Origin of the sequence: Halorubrum sp. AD140 (assembly GCF_034497445.1) — an archaeon.
Taxonomy (GTDB): Archaea; Halobacteriota; Halobacteria; order Halobacteriales; family Haloferacaceae; genus Halorubrum.
In genome coordinates, this window is the sequence record NZ_JAXRUU010000093.1 from 1 (window position 1) to 8,338 (window position 8,338).

The 8,338-nt window shown below is 71.1% G+C and carries 9 protein-coding genes; 5 read left to right on the plus strand and 4 right to left on the minus strand.

The window, feature by feature from the left end; genetic code table 11:
- The 3 genes from U4E84_RS15630 to lpdA form a co-directional block, all read left to right on the plus strand.
- A partial coding sequence (locus U4E84_RS15630; RefSeq protein WP_322533048.1) for a transketolase C-terminal domain-containing protein occupies positions 1-489 on the plus strand: 489 nt, incomplete at its 5' end.
- A gap of 2 nt (positions 490-491) precedes the next feature.
- On the plus strand, positions 492-2,111 hold the full coding sequence (locus U4E84_RS15635; protein WP_322533049.1) for a dihydrolipoamide acetyltransferase family protein: 1,620 nt from the start codon (positions 492-494) through the stop codon (positions 2,109-2,111).
- A complete protein-coding gene (lpdA, locus tag U4E84_RS15640) occupies positions 2,111-3,538 on the plus strand; it encodes a dihydrolipoyl dehydrogenase (protein ID WP_322533050.1) in 1,428 nt (475 codons plus the stop codon). The genes U4E84_RS15635 and lpdA overlap by 1 nt, the downstream gene beginning before the upstream one ends.
- Before the next feature lie 30 nt (positions 3,539-3,568).
- Here the strand turns inward: lpdA and U4E84_RS15645 are convergent, their stop codons facing one another.
- Positions 3,569-3,766 carry a heavy metal-associated domain-containing protein gene (locus U4E84_RS15645; protein ID WP_322533051.1) on the minus strand — a complete coding sequence of 66 codons (198 nt, stop codon included), beginning with the start codon at positions 3,764-3,766 and terminating at the stop codon, positions 3,569-3,571.
- Between the two features lie 130 nt (positions 3,767-3,896).
- Between U4E84_RS15645 and U4E84_RS15650 the strand changes: the two genes are divergently transcribed.
- Positions 3,897-4,496: an AsnC family transcriptional regulator gene (locus tag U4E84_RS15650; RefSeq protein WP_322533052.1), complete on the plus strand. Its 600-nt coding sequence runs from the start codon at positions 3,897-3,899 to the stop codon at positions 4,494-4,496.
- A gap of 216 nt (positions 4,497-4,712) precedes the next feature.
- Here the strand turns inward: U4E84_RS15650 and U4E84_RS15655 are convergent, their stop codons facing one another.
- The 3 genes from U4E84_RS15655 to U4E84_RS15665 all read right to left on the minus strand — a co-directional run bounded on the left by U4E84_RS15655 (position 4,713) and on the right by U4E84_RS15665 (position 6,729).
- Positions 4,713-5,045 carry a HalOD1 output domain-containing protein gene (locus tag U4E84_RS15655; RefSeq protein WP_322533053.1) on the minus strand — a complete coding sequence of 111 codons (333 nt, stop codon included), beginning with the start codon at positions 5,043-5,045 and terminating at the stop codon, positions 4,713-4,715.
- Between the two features lie 256 nt (positions 5,046-5,301).
- Complete coding sequence (locus U4E84_RS15660; RefSeq protein WP_322533054.1) at positions 5,302-5,481, minus strand: hypothetical protein; 180 nt, start codon at positions 5,479-5,481, stop codon at positions 5,302-5,304.
- A gap of 162 nt (positions 5,482-5,643) precedes the next feature.
- Positions 5,644-6,729 (minus strand): glycosyltransferase family 2 protein, encoded by a 1,086-nt coding sequence (locus tag U4E84_RS15665; protein WP_322533055.1) that lies wholly within the window; start codon positions 6,727-6,729, stop codon positions 5,644-5,646.
- A gap of 439 nt (positions 6,730-7,168) precedes the next feature.
- Between U4E84_RS15665 and U4E84_RS15670 the strand changes: the two genes are divergently transcribed.
- Positions 7,169-8,338 (plus strand): hypothetical protein (locus U4E84_RS15670; RefSeq protein ID WP_322533056.1); only part of this gene is annotated, 1,170 nt, incomplete at its 3' end.

The window sequence follows — 8,338 nt, forward strand, 5'->3', positions numbered from 1 at the left end:
GACCCCGACCCGGTGGTCTTCCTCGAACCGAAGCTCATCTACCGCGCGTTCCGCGAGGAGGTCCCGCAGGATCCGTACACGGTCCCGATCGGCGAGGCCGCCACCCGCCGCGAGGGCGACGACGTCGCGGTGTTCACCTACGGCGCCATGACGCGCCCGACGCTGGAGGCCGCCGAGAGCCTCGCCGAGGAGGGGATCGAGTGCGAGGTCGTCGACCTCCGCACCGTCTCCCCGCTGGACCGCGAGGCCATCGTCGACGCGTTCGAGCGCACCGGCCGCGCGGTCGTCGTCCACGAGGCGCCCAAGACGGGCGGGCTCGCCGGGGAGATCACGGCGATCGTCCAGGAGGAGGCGCTGCTGTACCAGGAGGCGCCCGTGACGCGCGTCACCGGCTTCGACGTGCCCTACCCGCTGTACGCGCTGGAGGACTACTACCTCCCCACCGCGGCGCGCATCGAGGAGGGTATCAGGGAGGCGGTGGAGTTCTGACCATGCCCGTCAAGGAGTTCAAACTGCCCGACGTGGGCGAGGGCGTCGCCGAGGGCGAGCTCGTCTCGTGGCTCGTCGCCCCCGGTGACCGCGTCGAGGAGGACCAGCCGGTCGCGGAGGTCGAGACCGACAAGGCGCTCGTCGAGGTCCCGTCGCGCTACGACGGGGTCGTCGAGGAGCTGTTCGTCGAGGAGGGAGCGATCGTCCCCGTCGGCGACGTGATCATCTCGTTCCGCGTCGACGAGGGCGGCGCGGGCGACGAGGCGGCAGACGCCGCCCCCGCCGCCGAAGCGGAGCGCGAGACTGCGAGCGACGACGCGGAGCCGGCCCCCGAGGCGGCCGCCGACGCGACCGACGCCGAACCCGACACGCCTTCGGGCCGGACGTTCGCGCCCCCGTCCGCCCGCCGGCTCGCGCGCGAGCTCGGCGTCGACGTCGCGGCCGTCGACGGGAGCGGTCCCGGCGGTCGCGTCACCGAGGCCGACGTGCGGGCGCACGCGGAGGGCGATACGGACGCCGACGCGAGCACCGACGACGACGCCCCCGCACCGCGGCCCGCGCCGACCGACGTCGGCTCCGGCGACCGGAAGTCGGCAGTGCGCAAGCGCGGCGGCGACGGCTCCGCCGACTCCTCGGCGGCGACCGCCGCCGGGACGCCCGAGCCGGCCGGCCGCGACACGACGCTCGCGACGCCGGCGACCCGGAAGCTCGCGCGCGACCTGGGGGTCGCCATCGACGACGTGCCGACCGAGGAGACCCGCGACGGCGAGGCGTTCGTCACGGGCGAGTCCGTACGGACGTACGCAGACGCGCTGGAGGCGGCGTCGGCGGCCGAGTCGGGGTCGGCGCCCGAACCGGAGGCGGTCGACGCGGGCGATGCCGCCGCGGACACCGCGGGGGTCGACGCCGGCGCGACGACCGACTCGGCCGACGAGACGGTCCCCTACCGGGGCGTGCGTCGCACCATCGGGAAGCAGATGGAGCGGTCGAAGTTCACCGCCCCCCACGTCAGCCACCACGACACCGTCGAGGTCGACGCCCTCGTGGAGGCGCGCGAGGAGCTGAAGCCGAAGGCGGAGGCGGCGGACGTGAAGCTCACCTACATGCCGTTCGTCATGAAGGCGATCGTCGCGGGGCTGAAGGAGCACCCGTACCTCAACAGCGAGCTGCGCGAGGACGACGAGGAGATCGTCTTGAAGAAGGAGTACAACCTCGGGATCGCGGTCGCGACCGACGCGGGGCTGATGGTGCCCGTCGTCGACGACGTCGACGAGAAGGGGCTCTTCGAGCTGGCCGCGGAGGTGCGCGACCTCGCGACGCGCGCCCGTGAGCGCGAGCTCAAGCCCGCGGAGATGAAGGGGAGCACGTTCACCGTCACCAACTTCGGGGCCATCGGCGGCGAGTTCGCCACCCCGATCATCAACTACCCGGAGACCGCGATCTTAGGGCTCGGCGCCATCGAGGAGCGGCCGGTCGTCCGCGACGGCGAGGTCGTCCCGGCGCCGACGCTCCCGCTGTCGCTGTCGATCGACCACCGCGTCGTCGACGGAGCGGTCGCGGCCGAGTTCGCGAACACCGTGATGGAACACCTTGAACACCCGCTGCTACTGTTGACTCACTAATGGTCGTCGGAGACATCGCAACCGGAACGGAGGTACTGGTGATCGGCGCGGGACCGGGCGGCTACGTCGCCGCCATCCGCGCCGCACAGGAGGGGCTCGACACGACGCTGGTCGAGAAGGACGCCTACGGGGGCGCCTGTCTGAACCGCGGCTGTATCCCCTCGAAGGCGCTGATCACGGCGAGCGGGCTCGCCCACGAGGCGGGCAACGCCGAGTTCATGGGCGTCCACGCGGACCCCGCCGTCGACGTGGGGAAGATGGTCGAGTGGAAGGACGGCGTGGTCGACCGCTTGACCGGCGGCGTCGAGAAGCTCTGTAAGGCGAACGGCGTGAACCTCGTGCCGGGGACCGCGTCGTTCGTCGACGAGCACACCGCGCGCGTCGCCCACGGCGGCGAGGGACAGGGCTCGGAGTCGATCGAGTTCGAGCACGCGATCGTCGCGACCGGGTCGCGCCCGGTCCAGATCCCCGGCTTCGACTTCGCAGAGGACCACGTCTGGAGCTCCGCCGAGGCGCTCGACGCCGACACGGTCCCGGACCGGCTCGGGGTCGTCGGCGGCGGCTACATCGGCATGGAGCTGACGACGACGTACGCCAAGCTGGGCGCCGACGTGACCGTCGTCGAGATGCTCGACGACATCCTCGACCCCTACGAGGACGACGTGAAGCGGATCGTCCGCAAGCGCGCCGAGGAGCTGGGCGTCGAGTTCCACTTCGGCGAGGGCGCGAGCGAGTGGTCGGAGGGCGCCGACGGGGGCTACCTCTTGCACACGGAGACGGAGGAGGGCGAGGAGTCGACGTACGGCGTCGATAAAATCCTCGTCGCCGTCGGCCGACAGCCCGTCACCGACGGGCTCGACCTGGAGAACGCCGGGATCGAGACGGACGATCGCGGGTTCATCGAGACGGACGACCGGACGCGGAGCGCGGTCGAGCACGTGCACGCCGTCGGCGACGTCGCCGGCGAGCCGATGCTCGCCCACGCGGCCTCGACCGAGGGGATCGTCGCCGCCGAGGTGATCGCGGGCGAGCCGGCCGCGATGGACCAGCAGGCGATCCCCGCGGCCGTCTTCACCGACCCCGAGGTCGGGACGGTGGGGCTGACCGAGGGCGCGGCGGAGGCGGAGGGGTTCGACCCGGTCGTCGGCGAGATGCCGTTCAACGCCTCCGGGCGCGCGATGACGACGGGCCACACCGAGGGGTTCGTCCGGCTCGTCGCCGACGGGGAGACCGGCTTCGTGCTCGGCGGGCAGATCGTGGGTCCGGAGGCCTCGGAGCTGATCGCGGAGGTCGCGCTCGCGATCGAGATGGGCGCGACGCTGGAGGACGTGGCGGCGACGGTCCACACGCACCCCACGCTCGCGGAGGCGGTGATGGAGGCCGCGGAGAACGCCCGCGGGCAGGCGATCCACACGCTCAACCGGTAGGCGCTCGTCGTTCGCGAGCGCTCGCTGTCCCTACGCCGACGCGTCGTAGCCCGCCTCGCGCACCGCGGCCACGAGCGCGTCCGGGTCGGCGTCGCCCTCGACGGTCGCGGACTCGCGCTCGCGGTCGGCGGTCGCGCGCTCGACGCCGTCGACGCCTTCGAGCGCCTCCGTGACGCTCTGTTCGCAGTGTCCACACGACATCCCCTCGACCGCGATCGTCTGGCTCATGACGGGTGACGGTAGGGCCGGCGGCGTTTGTCGTTTTCTGCTTCGCGATCGGGGTTCGAACGCCGGTCCGACTTTGGAATCCGAACCCGCACGCCCAGCCGTTTTGTATGTCGGAGCCGTACTCGGGTCCATGCGCGACCTCGACGAGACGGACCTGGAGATCCTGTCGCTTCTGGCCGCGGACGCTCGGCGCCCGTTCAGCGAGATCGGCGAGCGCGTGGGGCTGTCGGGCCCGGCGGTCTCCGACCGCGTCACGCGGCTGGAGGAGACCGGCGTCCTTCGGGGGTTCACGGTCGACGTCGACCGGACGAAGCTGCGCGCCGGGGTTCCGGTGTTGATCGACGTGGCGCTGCCGCCGAACCGTCCCGAGGCGCTCGACGCGGCGCGGGATCGGGTGCGCGGCGCCGACGCCGTCGAGCACGTGTTCGTCACGGCCGAGGGCGACCTCACGGCGTACGCCCGCGTGGAGAGTCGGACGGCGCGGGAGTGGGTGGCCGGGCTGTTCGAGGGCGTCGCCGTCGAGGACTACGCGGTCACGCTGGTCGACGAGTTCGAGTGGACGCCCTCGATCGAGGGCGTGGAGTTCGCGCTGACCTGCGCGGAGTGTTCGAACACGGTCGACAGCGAGGGCGAGACGACCCGGATCGACGGCGAGGTGTACCACTTCTGCTGTCCGTCCTGCCTCTCGCGGTTTCGGGAACGGTATCAGCGGCTGGAGGAGGGCGTGTGATTCGGTGCGTCGGTTGTTCGTCGGTCTCGCTCGCCGCTTCTGCGCGGCAGTTGTCGGTACCCACCTCCGACTCCCGAGCCGCTCGCTTGTGAACGGGCGTTGACGACAGGTCACCGGCAGCTTCGCCGGAGACCGCGAAGCGCCGTCGACGAGGCCCTCTCCCGTCGCGATTTCCCCGACGAACGCGTCGGCACGCGCGACGGCGGTCGGACCACGCTACTCGTCGTCCTCTCGTAGCGGGATGCCGTCGGCTCGGACCTCGAGACTGCCGTCTCCCTCCACCGTGACGTCGGTGTCGGCGTACGTGAACGAGACCGTTACCCACGGAGACCCGCCGGTGAGCAGCGCGCCGAGCGCGTCCGCGTCGACGGTGTCGTGGAGCGGCGGCAGGTCGACCGGCTTCCGGTCCGTGGTCGCGGCGACCGCTTCCACTATCGTCACGCAGGGCCGTCCGGTGTGCGTCCAGTCGTGACACACCGTGACGGGACCCGTATCCGCGTCGCCGGACTGACCGGCCGTGTGCTCGTCGTCGTCCGATTTGCCGGACATTACCGGTCACCTGTTTTCATAAGCGGAGGCGACACTGGGAGCTGCCACTGTCGCTGTAGTCTCCGCCTCTGTACCGCATCGAAATAAAGATGTTGTGAGTATTCGAGTTACAGCGCGCGCTGTTAACGGTCCGTCGTCGAACCGTCGGGCGAACAGCGCGCTCGAGACGACTCCCGTCGGGACGCCTCGCCGTTCGGTGACCGGGTCGCCGTAGGCGGCGGCGGCGGCTACCGACCCGCGAGTCGCGGTTGGGCGTTCACCGCCAGAGCTCCACCGTCACGTACGACCCCTCGTCGGCCGTGATCCACTCGGTCGTCCGGCGGTGGTCGTCCGGGTCGAGCGGATGGAGGGTACACTGATTGGGCTCATCGTCGCAGGTCACGATCGTTGCCTGGATCTGCTCGCCCACGTCGGTCGCGTCGGCGGTCGTGCTCATTGCCGTCTGATCGGAGAACCAATGACACGATAGTTACACGCCTCCTACGGCCCCGCCGAACCCGACGGACGGCGCCTCCCGACGAGTATCAGCACGCTACGAGCGGTGAAACGCCAATGGCGACGCCGGACCGTCGGGCGAACGCCGTCTCCCTCGCCGCACTCACCGCTCGATCAGCCGCTCGTTCGATCCGCGGTTGATCACCGCGTCGACCGCCATCGCGCAACAGAGCGCGAGCACTCCGCCAGCGAGCGCGACCACCCCGCTCGGCGTCGCCGGCGCCGTTCGGCGGCCGGTCTCGTCGAGCGCGCTGCTCGCGCTGTCGTCGCCGCCCTCGCTGTCGTCGCTGCTCGCGCTGTCGTCGCTGCTCGCGCTGTCGCCTCCGTCGGAACGGAGTCGCTCCGTTCCTCGACGGAGGACGCCCGTCCCGCCGACGAGCGCGCCGCCGACGCCGCCAGCGTACAGCCCGAGCCTCGCGATCTCGGAGACGGACCGCCGCCGAACCGTGATCCGCCGGAGGAACGACCGCAGCAGCATGAGCGAGACGAGCGGCACGTACGTTCGGTAATCGATGTGGCTCTCCTCGTCGCGGTACCGCGCGGAGACCGGGACGTCGACGACCCGGTACCCCTGCGAGCTCAGCCGCACGATGAGGTCGTTACAGTAGCCGTAGAACTCGAACATCTCCTCGATCCCGACGCCGGCGAGCGCGTCGTGTGAGATCGCGGTGTACCCGTTCTGCGGGTCGCCGATCCGCCAGTACCCGCTCGCGATCCGCGTGAGATACGAGAGGACGACGTTCCCGACGTAGCGGAAGCCGGGCATCTCCTCGCGGTCCTCGGCGCTGATCAGCCGGTTCCCCTTCACGTAGTCGGCCTCGCCCGAAATCACGGGCCCGATCAGCTTCTCCATCTCCTCGGGGTCCATCTGCCCGTCGCCGCCCATCACCACCGTCACGCCGACCTCGTCGTGGACCGCCCGGAGATAGCCGGTTTTGATCGCGCCCCCGACTCCCCGATTCTCCTCGTGTTGAATGGGGACGACCCGCCGATCGAACGCGTCGTCCCGACCGGTCTCGTCCGCGCGCTCGGCGGCCTCGTGGATCTCGTCCCAGGTGCCGTCGGTCGACGCGTCGTCGACGACGTACACCCGATCGACGAACGCCGGGACCGTCTCGATCACCTCTCCCACGAACCCCTCCTCGTTGTATGCCGGTACGACGACGCCGATGGTTGTTCCCTCGTACATGAGTGCGCGCCGAGCCGCCGCGGGCCCGGCCGTTGGAGGTACCCTCCGCCAACGGCGGCATTGTTATGGGCTGATTGCGGAGGTGTCCGGTCCTGCCGATAACCGCGGTCGGGGACGCGAATCGCGCCGCCCCTCGCCCGATCGTTTCGTCCGGTTCGAGGGTTCGGCGGCCGCGGGGGAACTGCTCGCGGGTAACGCTCGCGTACCGGTAATAACGGGCTACTAGCTAAGAGCCGGACCGACGACCGTCCGGTATGACTCCGAGTCGCCCGTTCTCACCGCCCCCGCTGCCGTTCCCCGGTCGGTTCGCCCCCGCGCCGCTCGCCCAGCTCCGCCGCGATCGACCCGTCCGACCCCGATCCGACCTCTCCGCCCGATCCGGCCGCGACCCTCCCGACGTACCGCTCACTGACCCGGCGATCACCGTCACAAGGACAGCATGACGGATGGAACGCGACGGTCGACGGACGGCGCGTCCAGCGGCTCGCGCCGCGGTCGCCGCGCGTTTCTCTCGCGACTGACGGCCGCGACCGGTGCCGTCGGCGCCCTCGGCGCGCTCGCCGGGTGCGGCGGGTCGGACACCTCGGACACCTCGGACGCCGAGGAGCCGTCGACACCGCCCGATCCCGAGGAGCCGGCGATACCGCCCGACTTGCAGGGTCCGGACGGGCCGTTCGACTCGGTGCCGGCGCCGTTCGACTCGATCGCCGACCTGGCGGAGTTCGGGGCCGATCCCTCGGCGGCGGGATCGCTCGAGGCGGCCGTGACCGACGCGGCGGCCGACGGCCGTCTCCTGTTCCTCCCCTCGGGACGGTATCGGATGGAGGGCGTGCTGGAGCTGTCGGGCGTCGCCCGGTTCGGACTCGTCGGAGGCGAGGCCACGCGTGTCCCCAGTTCCGGCACCACCGAGACGGACGACGGGAGCGTCCTCCTGGACTCCCTCCACTTCGACTTGGGGGGGAACGGCGTCGAGTCGCGGGCCGTCGACGCCCGGGTCTCCGACCGCCTGGAGCTCTTCGACGTCTCTGTCACGGGCACGCTCGACGCCGGACGAGGGGCCGTTCGCGTCGACGTGACCGATCCGGACGGGTCCGGCGTCGTCGAACGGCTGTCGCTGCGGGACGGCGCCGCAGCCGAGACGACGGCGACGGGGTGTTACGTCGGCGACGAGAATCGGGGGTCGATCACGTTCAGAGACTGCGAGATCGAAGGGTTCCCGGACAACGGGCTGTACGCGGCCCCGTCGCGCGGGCGGATCGTCGTCGAGGGCGGCTACTACGCCAACAACGGGATCGCGAACGTCCGCGTTCGGAGCGGTTCCGTCGTTCGGGGGGTTCACGTCCGGTGTGACGCCGGCGATCGCCCCCTGAAGAACATGCGCGGGATCCGGCTCAGCAACGACGCGCCGACGGCGGACGCCGAGCCCACGGTCGTCGAGGACGTCGTCGTCGAGATGGTCGACGTGACCGGCAGCGACGGGGCGATCACGCTCTCGGAGGAGGTGGCGGCCGCGGAGATCCGCGACGCGACGGTGGTGGTCCACGCGGACGACGTTCGCGCGCTGTGGGCGAAGACGCCCCACCAGAGCATTCAGTCCGCCGAGGCGGCG

Coding starts and splice junctions, on each gene's coding strand:
- U4E84_RS15650 (WP_322533052.1), top strand. CDS start 3,897: ATGCGCGACCTCGACGAGACGGACCTGGAGATCCTGTCGCTTCTGGCC.
- U4E84_RS15645 (WP_322533051.1), bottom strand. CDS start 3,766: ATGAGCCAGACGATCGCGGTCGAGGGGATGTCGTGTGGACACTGCGAA.
- U4E84_RS15665 (WP_322533055.1), bottom strand. CDS start 6,729: ATGTACGAGGGAACAACCATCGGCGTCGTCGTACCGGCATACAACGAG.
- lpdA (WP_322533050.1), top strand. CDS start 2,111: ATGGTCGTCGGAGACATCGCAACCGGAACGGAGGTACTGGTGATCGGC.
- U4E84_RS15655 (WP_322533053.1), bottom strand. CDS start 5,045: ATGTCCGGCAAATCGGACGACGACGAGCACACGGCCGGTCAGTCCGGC.
- U4E84_RS15660 (WP_322533054.1), bottom strand. CDS start 5,481: ATGAGCACGACCGCCGACGCGACCGACGTGGGCGAGCAGATCCAGGCA.
- U4E84_RS15635 (WP_322533049.1), top strand. CDS start 492: ATGCCCGTCAAGGAGTTCAAACTGCCCGACGTGGGCGAGGGCGTCGCC.